This window comes from Burkholderia sp. 22PA0099, assembly GCF_047497165.1.
GTDB lineage: Bacteria > Pseudomonadota > Gammaproteobacteria > Burkholderiales > Burkholderiaceae > Burkholderia.
Map to the genome: position 1 here is coordinate 454,897 of NZ_CP163164.1, position 17,708 is coordinate 472,604.

Sequence of the window (17,708 nt, forward strand, 5' to 3'; positions counted from 1 at the left end):
TCCTGATCATGTTGAATAAAACGGAAAATTGGCTTGAGCGCATGCACCGAATTCTTAAAGGTGGTGCGCCTCAGGGAATACGGGTAGCTGACCGATCGTCACGCGTTCTTTCGTGAGCGGCTCGCTATCGGGTGAGGTCAATCGTGTCGCTGCGCTTGTCGGGTGCGCTGTTGATTCACCCGCCGACGAGATCTTCGAATCAGCAGTCGAAAGCGGCAAGCCGGTTGCCGGATCGAGGTGCTTTGCCTTCGCGAGCTGGTCGAGCAGTTCTTCCGACGGCTTGGGCGGGGGCACTGCAGCGTCCTGCTCTTTCTGCCACTGGAATGTGCCGTCCCATGCGGGAAGCTTGGCGGGCGGCAGCGGAACGATCTTGTCGATGTCCGGGACTTTGGGGTTGCGACCGTCGTTATGCCTTAAAAACAACTTGATCAATTTGTACCGGCGGGATCGCTCTGGATCTCCGGGTAACGCGAGGTAATACAATCCGTTTGTTTCAGGAGGGGCTCCAAATCCTTCCTCAAGCGTCAAGGCGGCCAGCGTATTTCCCCCTGCCACCGCCATCTGAAAAGCTTTTACAGCCTCCGGAAAGAGTTTGTCAGTTTGAAGATCCATACCCAAGGTGTCAGCTGCATCTGCGTGCCCTTGTTCGGCGGCACACTGGCGCATCTGTCGAGCGACGTCGGGTGCCCTATCTATCGGAGCCAGCAGATTGCCAATGTAGGCCTGCGCCTCCGGGCTACCCATGTCCGCTGCCTTGCGAAAGTATCGTCGTGCCGCATCAGCGTCCTGTTTTACGCCATAGCCGAGTTCGAGGTAATGCCCCATGTCGTAATATCCACCCGGCACGCCTGCCTTGATCAGTTGATCCACCAGATCAATCGTTTCGACATCCGGGTACGGCGACTCTGCATATCCCTGCGAAACCAGCCGTTGCAGATTTTGATTGGCTTTGTAGTGACCATAAGTGGCCGCGATCCGGTAATAGCGTGCAGCGCTATTGAAATCTTTGGGACCGTCCTGCTTCTCAAGATACAGACCGTATTTAAAAAATTCGTTTGCCTGCGGGTCGAGCGGCGGCAGGTGATCTGCCTGGTGCACACAGACGAAGGCGAGGTTCGAACGAACGCCGTTCATATCGGATTGCGAAGGCAATTGACGATCCTTGTTCGAGCAGGCACTCACAAGGATCGTCAGACAGATTGTCAGGACGGTGCGCTTCATGGCTTTAGCACTCACTCGACCAGCGGGTGGACGTATGTATAAAACCCAAGGCGCTCACGCAAGCGGATCGTTTCATCACGCTTCTTTTCCATGAGCAATCAGCTTCCAGATCACGTCCGTCGTATAGCGACGCTTTCCCAGTACGCTGTCGAGAAGCGCCAGCGGACGAGGTTCGTAGATATCGAGCAACGGAAAGACATCGCCGCGATCGAAGTTCCGCGTCGTATCGGCCTGAAGCCCCGGACGAATCTGGGCACACCACACGCCGTCCTCGGGGCAGCGTGCCCCCGCTCTCGCCGTCGTTCCGATCGGCAAGCGTGCGCGCGTCGCTGTCGGTGCATCCACCGACGATGTCTTCGAATCAGCAGTGGACAGTGGCAAGCCAGTTGCCGGATCGAGGTGCTTTGCCTTTGCAAGCTGGTCGAGCAGTTCTTCCGACGGCTTGGGCGGCGGCACCGCGGCATCTTGCTCTTTCTGCCACTGGAATGTGCCGTCCCATGCCGGCAGCTTGGCAGGCGGCAATGGGACGATCTTGTCGATGTCCGGGACCTTGGGGTTGCGACCGTCGTTGCGATCGATGAAGTTCCCGATCAATTTGTACCGGCGGGATCGCTCCGGATCACCGGGTAACGCGAGGTAATACGGCCTGTTTGTCGCAGGAGGCGCCCCGAACCCCTCCTCAAGAGCCAAGGCCGACAGCGTGTCTCCCTCTGCCACTGCCATTTGAAAAGCTTTGACGGCCTCCGGAAAGTGTTTATCGATTTTAAGATCAATAGCCAGGGTGTTAGCTGAATCTGAATGCCCTTGTTCGGCTGCACATTGACGCATCTGCCGAGCTATGTCGGGAGCCTTATCCATAGGATCGAGCAGATTAGCGACATACGCTTGCGCCTCCGGACTACCCATGTCCGCCGCCTTGCGAAAGTATCGTCGTGCCGCATCAGCGTCCTGCTTCACGCCGTAGCCAAGCTCAAGGTAGTGGCCCATGTCGTAATACCCACCTGGCACGCCTGCCTTGATCAGTTGTTCCACTAGATCAATCGTTTCTACATCGGAGTACGGCGAATCCGCGTATCCCTGCGAAACCAGCCGTTGCAGATTTTGATTGGCTTTGTAGTGACCGTAAGCGGCAGCGATCCGGTAATATCGCGCGGCGCTATTGAAGTCTTTCGGACCGTCCTGCGTCTCAAGATACAGGCCGTATTTAAAAAACTCGTCCGCCTGCGGGTCGAGCGGCGGCAGGCGATCTGCTTGGTGTACACAGGCGAAGGCGAGATTTGCGCGGACACCGTTGATGTCGGATTGCGAAGACAATTGGTTATCCTTTTTCGAGCAGGCCAAAAGCAGTGAAATGATGGAAATCGCGATGAAGATTATTTTCATGTCTCAGTCCACTCGAAGTCGGCTCGTTGATGTCCGCATGAAACCAACCAACGACGCTTCCGGTGCAAAACCTTTCGCTTGATTTCTCGAGTTATCCTTGATGAAAGTCCCCCATGCTTTAAACGCCTCACCCGGCGAATCCTGCGCCCCCATCCCATTCGTATGCATCTCCCACAACCTCCTCCGCAAAGCCTGCGTCACACCAGAATGCTCATGGCAGATATTCAGCTCACTATCCACTTCCATACTGCGCAAATTCACGTTTGCCGAACCATGCGTGAGGAACACATCGTCCACGATCATGATCTTGCTGTGCACGTACACCGGCATCCACTGCTTGGCCGGTGAATCCGGCGCCACCAGCGTACAAACATGTACTTTCAGGCCCGGAATGTCTTGAGGCAGGATCGGCTTTTTTTCATCGGCGTTGTCCTGAAGCTTCTGCTCCAAATCCTTGATTTTCTTTCTCGCGGCTTCCTGGCGCGCCGGACCACCAGCGCTATGGTCGTAATACGTCACCATGGCTTCGTTCTTCGCGTTCTGCACATCGATCCCGAGTTGCTCGCCACGCTCCAGCCGCGCCACGTTGGGCATGGTGTCCGCACGCCCGAGACTATCGAGCATGTCGTACGTCGTACCCGTGCCCATTCCCACCGCGTCGTCGGTCGAGTTCGTCACCACGAACAGATACAGCGGACCATGCTTGCCGGGATCGCGCCCTGCAGATACGTGCGTCTGCGCAACCGACTTGATCTTCGCTGCAAGCGGTTCCCACCGGAAATACTGGTTCTCGATGTAGATAAACTGCGTGACGTTATTGGCCGCCTGCAAGTAGAGCGCCTCGATGTTGCGCACGCCTTCCTGCGACTGCGTCCGGACGATCTGCGCCATGAGCGGCGTGCCCATCTCAGGCCGCACTTTCAGCTGTGCGGCCAATGCCTTGCGTTTGCTCAACAGATCGACATGCGCATTGCGCTGCCAGGCGCGGCAGAAATTCACGTTCAAATGTTCGAGAATCGGCCCGGTCACCCGCGCGGACATATCCTGTCGCGGCGTTTCTCCATTGCGGCCAAATCGCGCATGCATGCGCGCGTAGCTGTGCGCATCGTTATCCCAATAGGCGTCGAGGGTGTTATGCCCCATCACAAAACCAACGGCCTGACTCGGCGCCTCGTAATCAATCAGCACCGTCTTTTGGTGATGCGATGGTCCGAGTCCATATCCGCCGATCACCCCCGCCTTGCCGACGTTGGTATCCGAGCGGAATCTCGACTCGCGGTACATGATTTCCAGCCGATCAAACAGGGAAAAATCCCGCGTGACCAACTGAATGTTCTCCCACGGCTTCGTGGCCAAGCCCGGTTTCGCGCTCGCGCCTTGAGCATCGGGTCGAGTCGAACGCCGCAAAGATTCGGAGAGTTCCCGTTGTGCCGGCGACGGCGTGATACGAGCCAGGTAATACCACTGCCGGTCATATTCGAGCTGGGTCGTGTTCTCGTTTTGCGTGAACGCGCTGCGCACCAGGTCATATCCCGGGTTCGGATTTTCCAGCTTCTGCGCCACCGCAAACGTATCGGCCCAGCACAGAATGCGGACCTTCACGCCTTCGCGCGCCTTTTGGATCAGCAGGTCACCAATGCAGAGCGAATCGCCGCCGCCCCGCCGGAAATACATCGATGGCTGAAAACCCCAGCAGATATAGTCGATCGAATGCCTGGCAGCCAGAATCGCGTCGTACAGCGCGCCGAAAGCCTCCTCTCCGTTGACAAGCGGCTTGTAGGACGCCGGCACCGGATGAAACTCGGCAACGCTGCCCGACTTCTTGCCGGTTCCGCGCGGGCCCGCCGGGATCATGTCGAGAAACCACGGCAGACACAGCATCGCGGACGATGTCTCGTTGCGTGCAATCGGCACCACGATTTTTGAAGGATTGGCCATGGTCAGTCTTCGGAAGAGATATTCGTGCGCAGGTTCAGCAGCGCGTTATATCGTTCTCGATGCGCCGCGCGATCGCCCGCAGGGGTGATGTCGGCGTCCGTGCTGTTTTCGTGATGCTGGAAGCCCTGATTCGCCAGCTCGCCATTGCCGGGATCGCCCCGGTACGCATCCGCCACCGGAATCGCGTACGTCACGCCGTTCGCCAGCTCAAGCTGGTATTCCCGCGTTGTCACGCTGTGATCGACCGGAATCTGGCCCAGGTCGTCGATCACGCCGCGTCGAACCACAGCGCCATCGGCAAGTAGCGTGTACGGCATGCCGGAGAAGACCGCGTTTTGCGATGCAGGCGACGAAGCCAGGTTGAGCATCAAGGGCTGCGCCGGGAGGCTGGTGGGAAGCGTGGGACTGATTTGCGCCGACGCTGCGGAAGGCTTGTTCCACGAGGCGCATTTTTCCAGGATGTCGCCGGGCGTACCGTTCTCGATCCGGTTCGCGTTGATCTTGATATACGATCCGCCTGCGCCAATCCATACCTCTTTTGCTGCGGTCAGCACCAGCCGGCCCTCGGTGCTGGCGATGGTCACGTCCTTCAGCGCCGCCAGCAGCATTTCGTCGCTCTGCGCCTGAATCGCCACTTTCCCCTTCGCAGCGAACAGCTTGATCCCGAGCCTTTCCGCGAAAATCGATACGGCCTCGCCGGCGGCGACGGTGAACCGCCTGACGACCCCGATATCCGCATTGCCGCCCGCCGTAGCGATGAGATTCTTGTTGGCCGCAAGTTGCAGGTGATCGCCCGACACGATCCCGATGCCGGCCGGCGCGCTGATCAGGATGCCCGCCTTTTTCAGGTCGCTCAGAGTGTCGTCCAGCAAGATCTTCTGTTTCGCGTAGTCTGCTGCGATAGCCTCCGAGGCTTTTGCTGCGTCTGCGAGGGACTGCATCTGCTGTAGCGCCTGCTCGAGCAAACGCTTGGCCGCGAGCATCTCGATCTGCTTGCCGCCGGCGCCAGCCTGCTCATCGGCGGAAAGCAACATCCCCTTCGCTCCCCGTACCGCCACATGCCCATCCGAGCGCAGCTCCGCCCCCCGCCCGCGCTCCTTCCGCCCGCTATCGACCATATGCCCAAGATTCAGCTCACTGGTCTGAAACGGCGTCGTGAGGTGGATATGCTCGACGCCTTCCTTATCCTCCATCCGCAGTTCGTTCTGCCCAGCAGTCCGAACGAGATTGCGCGTGTGATTCAGGTTGTCGACCAGGTCTCGATGCTGGCTGTCGTGCATCGCGCCGATGATCACCGGCCGATCCGGATTCCCATCCGTAAACACCACCGCCACTTCCGCCCCGTCGATCAACGGAAAGTGGTGCCCGTAGTTGTCACCGCTATACGGCTTGGCGAACCGCACGGGCCGGCTCGTACCGCCCGGGCTCCACTCATCGAGATCGAACGGCAGCTTGATCACATACTCGCCACGCTCGGTCAAATACGCATACTTGTAGTTCCCCGGCGACGTGATCCGGCCCGGCAAGATGCCATCGACGCTCGGCCGCTCGATCAGTGCCATCGGCGTCCGCCAGACCCGATCCGACGGAATCCCCTCGAAGCTCACCCAATACGACTCGCCACGGCCACCGCTCGATTCCACCGCCGTGACAAAAATCCCGTGCGTTGCATCGGACGGATTTGGCTCGACGCGCATCACCTCGCCCGCCTCCAGCCAGAACGGATTGCCGGTGCCCTTGAACACGATCTGCTTCGCCAGATACGCCTCGTGGCGCCAGCGGGCGATTTGCCTGCCTTCGTCCAGCGTCTCGTAGTGCTCGCCCCAGCGATAATCGACGGCATTCGTCGCCGTGTCGGTGCGCGCGGCGTTCGCCTCGACGAGCAGCGAAACACCGGCCTCGCGATGGTTGTAGTCGTGCAGCTTCACGCTTTCGGGCACGCGCCGGGTGCGTTTTTCGAGCGACTTGATGGTGTCCGCGCCGGAGCTTTCGAGGCCCGCGTCGCGTAGGTACGGCACGCTGCGTTGCTTGCGCGCATAGGCATCGAGATCGTCGCCGAACACGATCGTGGCGTAATCGGGCTTTTGTTCCCAGCGGAACCAGATGCCAGCCTCGGCGCAGATACGCCGGATGAAGGCGAAGCTCGTTTCGCGGTATTGCGTCACGTACGCGTGCCGCTTGTAGGTGTGGCGAAGCTTGAACACGAAATCGACGCCGGCCCGGTAACCGCAATGGCGCAGCGTGGCGGTGATGATTTCCTCGACCGACTGCTTCTGGAACAGCCGGCTCGTGACGCCGCGGTTCAGGTCGGCCAGCGCAGGTTCGAGCCGGACCCGATAGTGCGTCTGGTCGGCGGACGTCGCAAACTCGTCGAATTCGGTGATGACACCGTGAATCTCTTGCGCGGGCGGCATCTTGCTGAACTTCTCGGCGTCCTCGCCGAACATCCGGCGCAGATAAACCATGTCGGGATCGACCGGGGCGATGATGAATCTCGCGGGCCGGCCGATCACCTGGTCCATCGAAACACCGCCCGCCGGGCTCGTGAATTCGATGTCGTAGCGATACAGCTCGCTCACGGCGTCTCGCCCGCTGAACTTGAGCACGGAGAACGGCGCCGGCTGCGGCGCGAGCTTCAACGTATAGGCTTGGGCAGGCAGGATCGACGACATGCGGAAACACCTCCGGGCAGGGTCAAGCAGCGATACGAACGGCGCAGCCGAACCCTTGCAACAGCAGTGGCTGACGTTCGAGGCGGAATTGATCTGATTGGCGCCGGGCCGCGAGAGGCATGAGGCGTTACGTGTTGCGTCACCGGCAGCAGCGCAAGAGGCTAGCCCATTGGAAATGGCAAATACATCAGCAAAGAACTAAAAACGAATTAGCCGATTCTTATTTTTCGTTGTGTTTATAAAACCGGCAGTACCGCTGAAACATTGGACATGACCGTTCACCTCCAACAACCAACACAAGCTGAACGTCAGTCATGCAAGGCGCGGAAATCAAGGAGGACATTCATGCGAGAGAAGGAGAAGCCACCGCCTCGGCCTGCGCCCGTTCCCGCTCCGCGTGCTGCGCCGCCAGCGCACGAATCCGCGCCGCCACCGCCGGGTCGAGCGGCGTATAGACGATCATCCCCAGATCGGGCCGCCCATCCACCGCGAACGCCGAATATTCGAGTTCGATCTGGCCCAGCAGCGGGTGTTCCAGGCGCTTCACGCCGTCGCCTTCGCCGTGGCTCAGGACCTCGTTGTCGCGCCACAGCATCGCGAACTGCTCGCTGGCCGCGCACAGCTCCTCCACCAGCTCGCCCACTTCCGAGGCGATCCCGGCGCGCGCCACGTCGGCGCGAAACGCGCCCACCACGAAACGCGCCACGGCGTTCCAGTCGTGCTGCTTGGCACGCACCTCGCGGTTGCTGAACAGGAATCGCAAAATGTTGCGCGAGCCCACCGGCAGCGCGCCGTAATCCGTGAGCACCACCGACGCCGCGCGGTTCCACGCCACCACGTCCCAGGTCGCCGTCTTGACGATCGCGGGGCTGGCCTCCAGCGAATCGAGCAGCCGCTGCAGGCGCGGGCTGACGCCCTCGACCACGCGATAGCGCACCTCGGGCGGCCGTCCGAGCCCGAGCATGAACAGGTGCTCGCGCTCGGCGTCGGTCAACAGCAGCGCACCGGCGATCCGCTCCAGCACCTCGGCCGACGGCGCGCCGCCGCGCCCCTGCTCCAGCCAGGTGTACCAGGTCGGACTGATGTGGGCACGCTGCGCCACCTCCTCGCGGCGCAGCCCCGGCGTGCGCCGCCGGCCCGCGAAACCGAAGCTGGCCGGGTCCAGCCGGGTGCGCCGGCTGCGCAGGAAATCGCCCAGCGAGCGGGCCGTGTCGACAGTCATGGGGATCCTGTTAGTCGCTTTACCATGATGAACTCACTACTTTAACGGGATAAGCAGACGTCGGATAGTAAGCCCGTGACGACCCAAGGAGAGTTCACATGCGTATTTTTCTGACTGGCGCGACCGGCTTCATCGGCTCGGCCCTCGTTCCCGAACTGATCCAGGCAGGCCATCAGGTGCTCGGCATGACCCGCTCCGATGCCGGCGCCGATGCGCTGCGCCAGGCCGGCGCCGAAGCGCACCGCGCCACGCTGGAGGACACCGACAGCCTGCGCGCGGGCGCGGCCCAGGCCGATGCCGTGATCCACGCGGCCTTCGATCACGATTTCACGAACTTCGTCGCGAACTGCGAGAAGGACAAGCGCGCGATCGCCGCGCTCGGCGAGGCGCTGAAGGGCTCGGACCGCCCCTTGCTGATCACCTCGGGCACCGGCGTGGGCAGCGGCGCGCATGGCGAACCGGCCAGCGAGGACGTGTTCAACACCACCCATCCGAACCCGCGCATCGGCTCCGAGCTGGCCGGCAACGCGCTGCTCGACGCCGGCGTCAACGTGTCGGTGATGCGTCTGCCGCAGGTGCACAACCCGTACCGTCAGGGCCTGATCTCGCCGCTCGTGCAGATCGCGCGCGACAAGGGCGTGGTGGCGTATGTCGGCGAGGGCCGCAACCGCTGGCCGGCCGGGCATCTGTCGGATGTCGTGAAGCTGTATCGCCTCGCCATCGAGAAGGGCCAGGCTGGCGCGCGCTGGAACGCCGTGGGCGAGGAAGGCATCGCCAGCCGCGAGATCGCCGAGACGCTGGCGCGCGTGCTGGGCCTGCCCGCCCGCTCGATCGCGGCGGAAGAGGCGCAGGCGCACTTCGGCTGGATGGGGATGTTCGTGAGCCTCGACATGCCCGCATCGAGCGCGCTGACGCAGGCGCGGCTCGGCTGGAAGCCGGTCGGGCCGACGCTGCTCGACGATCTGAATCAGGGCAAGTTCGTGGAAGGCGCGGCGCACTGATGGCTGATTGACCCCCTCGGCTGCTGTCCCCGATCGGCGGGACGGCGGCCGAAAATCCGCTTTGACCGGCCCCGTCAGGTAACGTATCGTTTTGCTACGTTACCTGACGGGGCCTGTTTCATGCATTCGCGATTCGACCGCTTCCGCGCCACGCCGCTCGGCCGGCAACTGGAAGCCTTGATCGATACGCCGTCGCGCTACATCGAGTTCGCGGCGCTGTCGCGGGTGGGCGTGGCGGCGATCGCCGCGATCCGCGACGAGATCGCCGGGAAATTCCCCGATATCGCCGACGACACCACCGCACGCCAGTTCTGCGGCGCGATGGTGGCCGAGGTGATGCGCCGCCACGACCACGAACTGGTGCAGGCGCGCGGCCGGATCGGCGGCGCGCCGTTCACGTATGGCGCGGTGTTCGGTCCGTATCCGGTGGTGCTGCCGTTCGGCGGCGTGCTCGATGCGCTGACGCACATGCCCGCGCGGCTCGCCGTCGCCGCCGCGCGCCTGCCCGCCGCGCAATGGGCCACGCGCCCGGCCGGCACCGGCTTCGCGTTCGTCGAACATGCCTGCCATCTGCGCGATCTCGATGCGGTGTTCGCGCAGCGCATCGAGGCCGTGCGCCGCGAAACGCTGCCCGTCATCGCCTCGGTGGACGGCACGGCGCTGGCTGAAGCACGCGACTACCTGCATCAGGACGGCCAGGACGCGCTGACCGCGTTCGCCGCCTCGCGCGGCCGCTTATGCGATTCGCTCGCCACGCTCGATACCGCCGCGCTGGCACGCTGCGGGCTGCGCGACGGCGTGCGCCGCATGACGCTGGAGGAACTCGTGCGCGAGCTGCTCGACCACGACCGCACGCACGGCCTCGAACTCGACGAACTCGAACACGAACTGGCCGGATCGGCGCACGCCACTATCAAGGAGAACGAAGCATGACCTCACTGCCGCCCGCGATCTTCATCCACGGTTTCATCGGCACGCTCGCGATCGACGGCTACGCGCCGCCGCACGCCACGCCGTCGCTGCTCGGTTACGGCGAACACCGCGACGTGCCGGCCGCGCGCATCACGCTGCCCGAACAGGTCGCGCATCTGCGTGCGTTCGTCGATGCGCAGGCGGCCATGGAGCGCGTCGATCTGGTCGGCCATTCGGTGGGCGGTGCGATCGCGATGCTGTTTGCGCACGCGCACCCCGAACGCGTGCGGCGCATCGTCAACATCGAGGGCAACTTCACGCTGGACGATGCGTTCTGGTCGGCTTCGGTCGGCCGCATGACGGCGCACGAGGCCGATGCGATGCTGGCGGGGTTTCGCGCCGATCCGGCGCGATGGCTGGGCGGCGCGGTGGCGGACGTCACGCCGTCGATGGCGCGCATCGCCGCGCGCTGGCTCGACCATCAGCCGGCCTCGACGCTGCGCGCGATGGGCCGCTCGGTGGTGGATACAACGGGCAACGCGGCCTATCTCGATGCCGTCGGGGCGGTATTCGAGCGGCATCGCGTCTGCCTGGTGGCCGGCGAGCGTTCGCGCGACGGCTGGCATGTGCCCGACTGGGCGCTGGCGCGCTGCGCCGGCTTCGAGGTCGTGCCGAACAGCGGCCATTTGCCGGCGCTCGAGCAGCCGGCCGCGCTGGCGGATGTACTGCATCGGTTTTTGGGGGCAGACAATTCGCATTGAGCGTCACGTCGGTGGCAATCAAGCAACCCGCCGCGCGGCATCGCTTGCTCGGTACTGCCGGCACGCGCCGAGCATCACGCCGGCCGCATTCGAGCAACCCGCCGCACCACTTGCTCGGCGCGGCGAACGCACCTTGAACCTCACCCCACCCGCACCGGCTCGCCCCCCACCCCGCGCAACGGCGGCAACGGCTCCACGCGCCCCACCAGGAACAGATACGACAGCGCGCCCACCACGCACAACACCCCGGCCGCCACCAGCGGCACCACGAACGAGCCGCGCGTGATCGACAGCATCAGCCCCGTGAACGTGGTGATGAAGATCCCGGCCAGATTGCCGGCGAAGTTCTGGATGCCGCCGATCGACGCGACGTGCGCCGGCGTGGGCGCCACCTCGCCCACCAGCGTCCAGACGTTCGCGCCGGCGAACGACAAGCCCGCATACGACAGCGCGAACAGCGCGAGGCACCAGCCGGTGCTGTCGACCAGCGCCGACAGCGCGATCGACGACGACGCCAGCATCCCGCCCACCAGGCAGGTCTTGCGCGCGGCCGTGGCGCTCCAGCCGCGCCGGAACAGCGCGTCGGACACATAGCCGCCGAGCCAGCCGCCCGGAATCGCCACCAACGCCGGCAGCATGCCGAGCGTGCCCAGCGACGCGAGCGAGAAGCCGCGCGACTGCAGCAGATAGCTCGGGAACCAGGTGATGAAGAAGTAGATCGCGAAGTTCAGGCAGAACAGGCCGATCATCATTCCCCAGATGGTGCGATAGCGGAACAGGTCGAGCCACGACACGCGCGCGGCGGCCTCGGCCTGCGCCGCGGTGCGGCCACCGGGCGGCACGCCGGCCCGTTCCGCCAGCAGCGCGGCCACGGCGTCGGGCGCGATGCCGCGATAGCGTTCCGGGTCACGATAGATGAACCACCACGCCGCCGCCCAGACGATGCCGAGCGAGCCCGTCACGATGAACGACCCGCGCCAGCCCACCTGCGAGATCAGCCACGCGACCAGCGGCAGCGACAGCGCCGAGCCGACCCGCGAGCCGCTGTCGAAGATGCTGCTGGCCAGCCCGCGTTCGCGCCGCGGAAACCAGTTGAACGCCACCTTGGCGAACGACGGGATCGCCGCCGCCTCGCCCGCGCCGAGCATCAGGCGCATCCCCACCAGTTGCCCCAGGCCGCGCGCCGCGCCGGTGGCGACCGTAAACACCGACCACCAGCCCACCGCGAGCGCCAGCGCGATGCGCACGCCCACCTTGTCGATGAACCAGCCGGCCGGCAATTGCAGGAACGCGTAGGTCCAGAAGAACGCGCTCAGCACGAAGCCCATGCCGACGGCGTCGAGGCCGAGATCGGCGCGAATGCTGGGGGCGGCGATCGCCAGATTGGCGCGATCGACGAAATTGATGACGTTGGCGAGGAAGCACATCAGGATCATCGCCCATCGGATGTTCGGCATCGAAGGTCTCCGCTTCGTTGGTGTTGGGCGCGGCCGGCCTCGGAGGGCGGCGCGCGCCGGTCGCACGTCGGCGTGCTTGTTGGTGGTGGTGTGATGCGGTGATGCGGTCTAGCGGTCTTGCAACGGCCGCGGCGGGCGCGACGGCCCGCCCGGGGTCAAGCGTGATCGAACTTCTGCAGCGCTTCCCACAGCCCGTTCAGATACACGGCGCCGAGCGCGCGATCGTAGAGGCCGTAGCCGGGCTTGCCGGTTTCGCCCCAGATCATCCGGCCGTGGTCGGGCCGCACGTAGCCGGTGTAGCCGGTGTCGTGATACGCCTTGACGATCGCGGCGATATCGAGCGAGCCACAGCTCGACAGGTGCGCCGATTCCTCGAAATCGCCGTCGGGCGTGATCTTGACGTTGCGGATATGCGCGAAATGGATGCGGCCCATGCCGCCGAATTCGCGCACCAGCGCCTCGACGTCGTTCTGCGGCCCCGCGCCGAGCGAGCCCGAGCACAGCGTCAGGCCGTTGGCCGGATGATCGACCGCCGCCAGGATGCGGGCGAGGTCGTCGCGGTTCTTGACGATGCGCGGCAGGCCGAAGATCGGGCGCGGCGGATCGTCGGGATGGATCGCCATGCGAATGCCGCATTCGGCCGCCACCGGCACCACCGCCTTCAGGAAATATTCGAGGTTCGACCAGAGCCGCGCCTCGTCGATCTCGCGGTATTCGGCGAGCAGCGCCCGCAGTTCCTCGGGGCGATAGCTCGAATCCCAGCCCGGCAGCGAAATGCCCTCGTTCGGATCGATGCGCTCCACTTCGGCGGTGCTGAACGCGAGGCAGGTCGAGCCGTCTTCCAGCGTCTTGGCCAGCTCGGTGCGGGTCCAGTCGAACACCGGCATGAAGTTGTAGCAAACCACGCGAACACCGGCCGCCGCGAGGTGGCGCAGCGTCTGCTGGTAGTTCGCGATCAAGCAGTCGCGGGTGGGCTTGCCGAGCTTGATGTCCTCGTGCACCGGCACCGATTCCACCACCTCGAAGCGCAGCCCCGCCGCCTCGATCTTCGACTTCAGCGCGGCGATCTTCTCCACCGGCCACACCTCGCCCACCGGCTCGTCGTAGACGGCTGAGACGATCTGCGTCACGCCCGGAATCTGACGGATGTACTGCAAGGACACCGGGTCCGAATCCCCGTACCAACGAAACGACATCTGCATGACTGGCCCTCCCGAGCATGACGGCGGCGGTCCGGCCGGAACGTTCCGGCCCGCCTGGTTGTCCAGATTCTCACTGGTCAACCAATCAGGCGAAATAGTGGTTTACCAGTTGAAAGCAGGATATCGAACGCCGCTGCGGCTTGCCGGGCGGGAGGTTTCGTCGATTCATGGGACCGCCGGGCCGGCGCGCGGCCAAACTGGTGTACCATTTTCGCCGTCCGCGTTTCGCGAGCACCGAGAGCACATTGCATGGCCGAAGTCTTTTCCACGCCGGCGGGGGGCGCCACCGACGCCGATCGCTCCTATGTCGGGCTGGCCCGGCAGATCTACGACCTCGTCGCCTCGGGCGACGTGGCGCCCGGCGCGCGTCTGCCGTCCGAGCGCACGCTGGCCGAACGCTTCGCCGTGAGCCGCACGCAGGTGCGCGAGGCGATCATCGCGCTCGAAGTGCGCGGCGTGGTGGAGGTGCGGGTCGGCTCGGGCATCTACGTGGCCGAGGCACGCGAGGGGCGGCCCGTTGCGTCCGTCTCGTTCGAATTGCCGCGCGGGCCGGGGCCGATCGAAACCCTGCGCGCGCGGGCGCTGATCGAGGCGGAGATCGCCGCGCTGGCCGCCACCGAGCGCAAGGACGCCGATCTCGACCGCCTGTTCGCGGCGCTGCGCGCGATGCGCGAGAACATGGACGACAAGGCCGCCAACGAGGCCGCCGACCGCGATTTCCACCTCGGCATCGCGCAAGCCACCGGCAATGCCGTGCTGCGGCACATGGTGGCCGCGATGTGGGACGGCTCGCGCGCCGATCCGCTCTGGAAGAAGATCGAGGAACATTTTCACGACACCGCGCTGCGCGAAGCCTCGCAGGGCGATCACCAGCGCATCTTCTCGGCGATCATGGCCCGCGACGCGCAAGGCGCGCGCGAGGCGATGCAGGCGCACCTGACGCGCGTGATCGGCGAATTCACGCAGGCCTGGCGTTAAGGCAAGCCCGCAGGCGAGCGGGTCGTTTGTTCGGCCACGCCTGTCGATCCTGTAAAAAACGCATGGGCCGCGCCCCGCTCGCCACGCGGGCGAAACCCGCCGCAAACCCCCACCCCGCCTTGCTCTCCCGTTAGCCGCCCGATTCGGGCACGCGTCCTGCGATCCCGACGGTTGGTTCGGCGCAGGCTCACGCCCGCGCCTCCGATGCGAACCCGCCAGAAGGAGGACAGCGACATGACGATTACCAAGACGATCAAGGGCATTGTCGGCATGGACCCGACCGATCATGCGGACCCGGACATGAAAGCCGTGCTCGACACGCTGCAATCGATGAACCCGAAGCCGATCGAATCGTGCACGCCGAGCGAGGCGCGCCGCCAGCCGACCCCGGCCGATGCCGTGAAGAAGCTGATCGCGCAGGCCGGCGCGGCCGCGGCCCGGCCGCCCGGCCTGGTGGATGTCGCCTCGCACGACATCCAGATCGACGGCGCGATCGGGCCGCTGCCGGCGCGCGTCTACAAGCCGGCGATCGACGGGCCGCTGCCGGTGATCCTGTACTTCCACGGCGGCGGCTGGGTGCTGGCCGATCTCGACACCTACGACGCCGCGCCGCGTGCGCTGGCCGCCAAGAGCCACGCGATCGTGATCTCGGCGCATTACCGGCTGGCCCCCGAGCACAAGTTCCCGGCCGCGCACGAAGACGCCATCGCGGCGTGGCGCTGGACCGTGGCCAACGCGGCCGCGCTCGGCGGCGACCCGTCGCGCATCGCCGTGATGGGTGAAAGCGCGGGCGCGAACCTCGCGATCAACGTGTCGATCCACGCGCGCGACCACGGGCTGCAACGCCCGATTCACCAGACGCTGGTGTACCCGGTGGCGAGCAGCAACGTGATGTCGCTGTCGTACGAGGAGAATCGCAACGCGCGGCCGCTGAACAAGCCGATGATGCTGTGGTTCGTCGAACAGGTGACGCACGACAAGAGCGAACTGAAGGACCCGCGCATCGACGTGCTCGGCTCGGCGGACCTGAAGGACCTGCCGCAGACGGCCGTGGTGATCGCCGGCATCGATCCGCTGCGCTCGGACGCCGAGAATCTCGCGAACCGGCTCGCGCGCAGCGGCGTGGACGTGGTCAGCGAGCACTTTCCGGGCGCGACGCACGAATTCTTCGGAATGGCCGACGTGGTGCAGGCCGCGCGCGACGCGCAGAAGTTCGTCGCGCTGGTGCAGCGCAAGGCATTCGGGGAAGAGGTGGTGTAGCGGGTGCGGGCGGGGCCGACGCGGGCCACGGTGGCCGGCGGCCCGGCCCGGCGCGATGGCCCGCGACGCGTGGCGGTTACTGCGCGGCGGCCTCGCCGCCCTGGCCGCCGTCGTTGCCCTGGCCGTCTTCGTGGACTTCTCCGTGGCCTTCGTAGTCGTCGTCCTCGGCCGGATGCGCGTCGAGCCACGCGACGATCTGCTGCGAGGCCTGCAGCGGCGTGACCGTCTCGCCGGTGGCAAGGACATCGAACTTTTCGGGGTCCATGCCGTTCTCGTTGTCGAGATGCGCGATCGAGATGGTCCAGCGCCAGTCGACCTGCTCGGCGATCGGCGACGACACCGCCTCGATGCTGCACCGGCAACCGTCGATCTCGGCGACGAACCCCGTATGGGTCGGATCAAAACTCGCGAACACGGCAGCTCCTTCGAAGACAGGCTCCGCAGGCGCGGAGAAGCGGCGAGTATCGCACGAGGTGTGCCGGACGGAACCCGGTGCAAACGCGGGTAAGCAACGGCGCGCAGCGGCTCACCACGGCTCGCCGCCCGCGCGCGCTTCGGCGAAAAACCCGCTTGCCGGCTTACAATCACGGCCGCCCGGACAACCAACCGCCGTTCCGACATGACGCAGTGGAAGTACGCCAACCTCGACGCCATCCGCGGCCTCGCCGCAATCCTGATCGTGTTCCGCCACGCGCCGCTGCTGTTCGAGTCGCCGCGCTTCCAGCAGAGCTACCTGGCGGTGGACCTGTTCTTCGCGATCAGCGGCTTCGTGGTGGCCAACGCCTATGAAGCGCGGCTGCGCTCGGGCGCGCTCGGCTTCGGCGCGTTCCTGAAGGTACGCCTGATCCGCCTCTATCCGCTCTACCTGATCGGCATCGTGCTCGGCCTCGCCAGCCATTTCGTGGCGCTCGGGCATGCGCACGCGCACGGCCAGCCGCATGCGTCGCTGCTCGCCACCACCGCGCTGGTGGTGCTGTCGCTGCTGATGCTGCCGGCGCGCGCCGAGCCGCTCTACCTCGTCAACAACCCGGCCTGGTCGCTGCTCTACGAGATCGTCGCGAACCTCGGTTTCGCGGCCATCGTGCGGCGGCGCGTGGTGCCGATCCTGATCGCGGTGATGGTGCCGTCGGCCGCCGTGATCGCGCTCTATGCGATCCGTCATCACGGCATCGACGAAGGCTGGGATCTCGCCAAGTGGTATCTCGCGCTGGCGCGCGTCGGCTTCTCGTTCTCGGCCGGCGTGCTGCTGTTCCGGCTGCGGCGCGCGGCGCGCCCGCGCAGCGCGCTGCTGTCGCTGCTCGCGGTCGCCGCCACGCTCGCGATGTTGTGCGTGAAGATGCCGCCGCGCTGGGCGGGCCTCGCCGTGATCGTCGAGGTGATGGTGCTGATCCCGCTGATCGTCCAACTCGCCACCGCCTGCGAACCGCCGGCGTGGCTCGCCGCGCCGTTCGAGCAACTGGGGCGTGTTTCCTACGGGATCTACATCGTCCACGCGCCGCTGCTGCTGCTCGCCTACCGGCTGATGGAGGCGCACAAGCACGTGTACGGCAAGGGCGCGCTCGCCGCGTTCATCGTGGCGCTGCTGCTGCTCGTGGCCGTGCTCGATCGCTACGTGGACGCGCCGATGCGCGCCTGGCTCACGCGTCGCGCGCGGCGCGATCTCGCCGTGCCGGTGCACTCGCGCGTCTAGCGGATCGGCCG

General features: G+C 65.0%; 14 protein-coding genes. 6 read left to right on the plus strand and 8 right to left on the minus strand.

All coding sequences use genetic code 11. The features are described 5' to 3' along the window. Positions 1 to 54: 54 nt before the first annotated feature. The 5 genes from AB4851_RS02070 to AB4851_RS02090 all read right to left on the minus strand — a co-directional run bounded on the left by AB4851_RS02070 (position 55) and on the right by AB4851_RS02090 (position 8,436). On the minus strand, positions 55 to 1,221 hold the full coding sequence (locus AB4851_RS02070) for a sel1 repeat family protein (RefSeq protein WP_414448227.1): 1,167 nt from the start codon (positions 1,219 to 1,221) through the stop codon (positions 55 to 57). 75 nt (positions 1,222 to 1,296) lie between these two features. Beyond that, complete coding sequence (locus tag AB4851_RS02075) at positions 1,297 to 2,604, minus strand: sel1 repeat family protein (RefSeq protein WP_414448228.1); 1,308 nt, start codon at positions 2,602 to 2,604, stop codon at positions 1,297 to 1,299. A gap of 3 nt (positions 2,605 to 2,607) precedes the next feature. Beyond that, positions 2,608 to 4,542 (minus strand): phospholipase D-like domain-containing protein, encoded by a 1,935-nt coding sequence (locus AB4851_RS02080; protein WP_414448229.1) that lies wholly within the window; start codon positions 4,540 to 4,542, stop codon positions 2,608 to 2,610. A 2-nt stretch (positions 4,543 to 4,544) separates the two neighbouring features. Continuing rightward, positions 4,545 to 7,214: a type VI secretion system Vgr family protein gene (locus tag AB4851_RS02085; RefSeq protein ID WP_414448230.1), complete on the minus strand. Its 2,670-nt coding sequence runs from the start codon at positions 7,212 to 7,214 to the stop codon at positions 4,545 to 4,547. Between the two features lie 343 nt (positions 7,215 to 7,557). Beyond that, on the minus strand, positions 7,558 to 8,436 hold the full coding sequence (locus AB4851_RS02090) for a helix-turn-helix transcriptional regulator (protein ID WP_414448231.1): 879 nt from the start codon (positions 8,434 to 8,436) through the stop codon (positions 7,558 to 7,560). 98 nt (positions 8,437 to 8,534) lie between these two features. Here AB4851_RS02090 and AB4851_RS02095 point away from each other — a divergent pair, with 98 nt between their 5' ends. From AB4851_RS02095 to AB4851_RS02105, 3 genes are all read left to right on the plus strand, one after another. Next, on the plus strand, positions 8,535 to 9,437 hold the full coding sequence (locus tag AB4851_RS02095; protein WP_414448232.1) for an SDR family oxidoreductase: 903 nt from the start codon (positions 8,535 to 8,537) through the stop codon (positions 9,435 to 9,437). A 120-nt stretch (positions 9,438 to 9,557) separates the two neighbouring features. Beyond that, a complete protein-coding gene (locus AB4851_RS02100) occupies positions 9,558 to 10,370 on the plus strand; it encodes a DinB family protein (RefSeq protein ID WP_414448233.1) in 813 nt (270 codons plus the stop codon). Next, positions 10,367 to 11,110, plus strand: coding sequence for an alpha/beta fold hydrolase (locus AB4851_RS02105; RefSeq protein WP_414448234.1), 744 nt, complete (start codon positions 10,367 to 10,369; stop codon positions 11,108 to 11,110). The genes AB4851_RS02100 and AB4851_RS02105 overlap by 4 nt, the downstream gene beginning before the upstream one ends. A 140-nt stretch (positions 11,111 to 11,250) precedes the next feature. Here the strand turns inward: AB4851_RS02105 and AB4851_RS02110 are convergent, their stop codons facing one another. Next, entirely contained in the window at positions 11,251 to 12,567 is a 1,317-nt protein-coding gene (locus tag AB4851_RS02110) for an MFS transporter (protein ID WP_414448235.1), read from the minus strand. A gap of 155 nt (positions 12,568 to 12,722) precedes the next feature. Then, positions 12,723 to 13,769 carry a mannonate dehydratase gene (uxuA, locus tag AB4851_RS02115; RefSeq protein ID WP_414448236.1) on the minus strand — a complete coding sequence of 349 codons (1,047 nt, stop codon included), beginning with the start codon at positions 13,767 to 13,769 and terminating at the stop codon, positions 12,723 to 12,725. A 249-nt stretch (positions 13,770 to 14,018) separates the two neighbouring features. Here uxuA and AB4851_RS02120 point away from each other — a divergent pair, with 249 nt between their 5' ends. After that, positions 14,019 to 14,747: a FadR/GntR family transcriptional regulator gene (locus AB4851_RS02120; RefSeq protein ID WP_414441185.1), complete on the plus strand. Its 729-nt coding sequence runs from the start codon at positions 14,019 to 14,021 to the stop codon at positions 14,745 to 14,747. A gap of 234 nt (positions 14,748 to 14,981) precedes the next feature. Then, a complete protein-coding gene (locus AB4851_RS02125) occupies positions 14,982 to 16,007 on the plus strand; it encodes an alpha/beta hydrolase (RefSeq protein ID WP_414448237.1) in 1,026 nt (341 codons plus the stop codon). A 76-nt stretch (positions 16,008 to 16,083) separates the two neighbouring features. Here the strand turns inward: AB4851_RS02125 and AB4851_RS02130 are convergent, their stop codons facing one another. Next, positions 16,084 to 16,422, minus strand: coding sequence for a hypothetical protein (locus AB4851_RS02130; RefSeq protein ID WP_414448238.1), 339 nt, complete (start codon positions 16,420 to 16,422; stop codon positions 16,084 to 16,086). Positions 16,423 to 16,626: 204 nt separating this feature from the next. On the opposite strand from AB4851_RS02130, the gene AB4851_RS02135 reads away from it, so the two are divergent. Further along, on the plus strand, positions 16,627 to 17,697 hold the full coding sequence (locus AB4851_RS02135; RefSeq protein ID WP_414448239.1) for an acyltransferase family protein: 1,071 nt from the start codon (positions 16,627 to 16,629) through the stop codon (positions 17,695 to 17,697). Positions 17,698 to 17,708 lie beyond the last annotated feature (11 nt).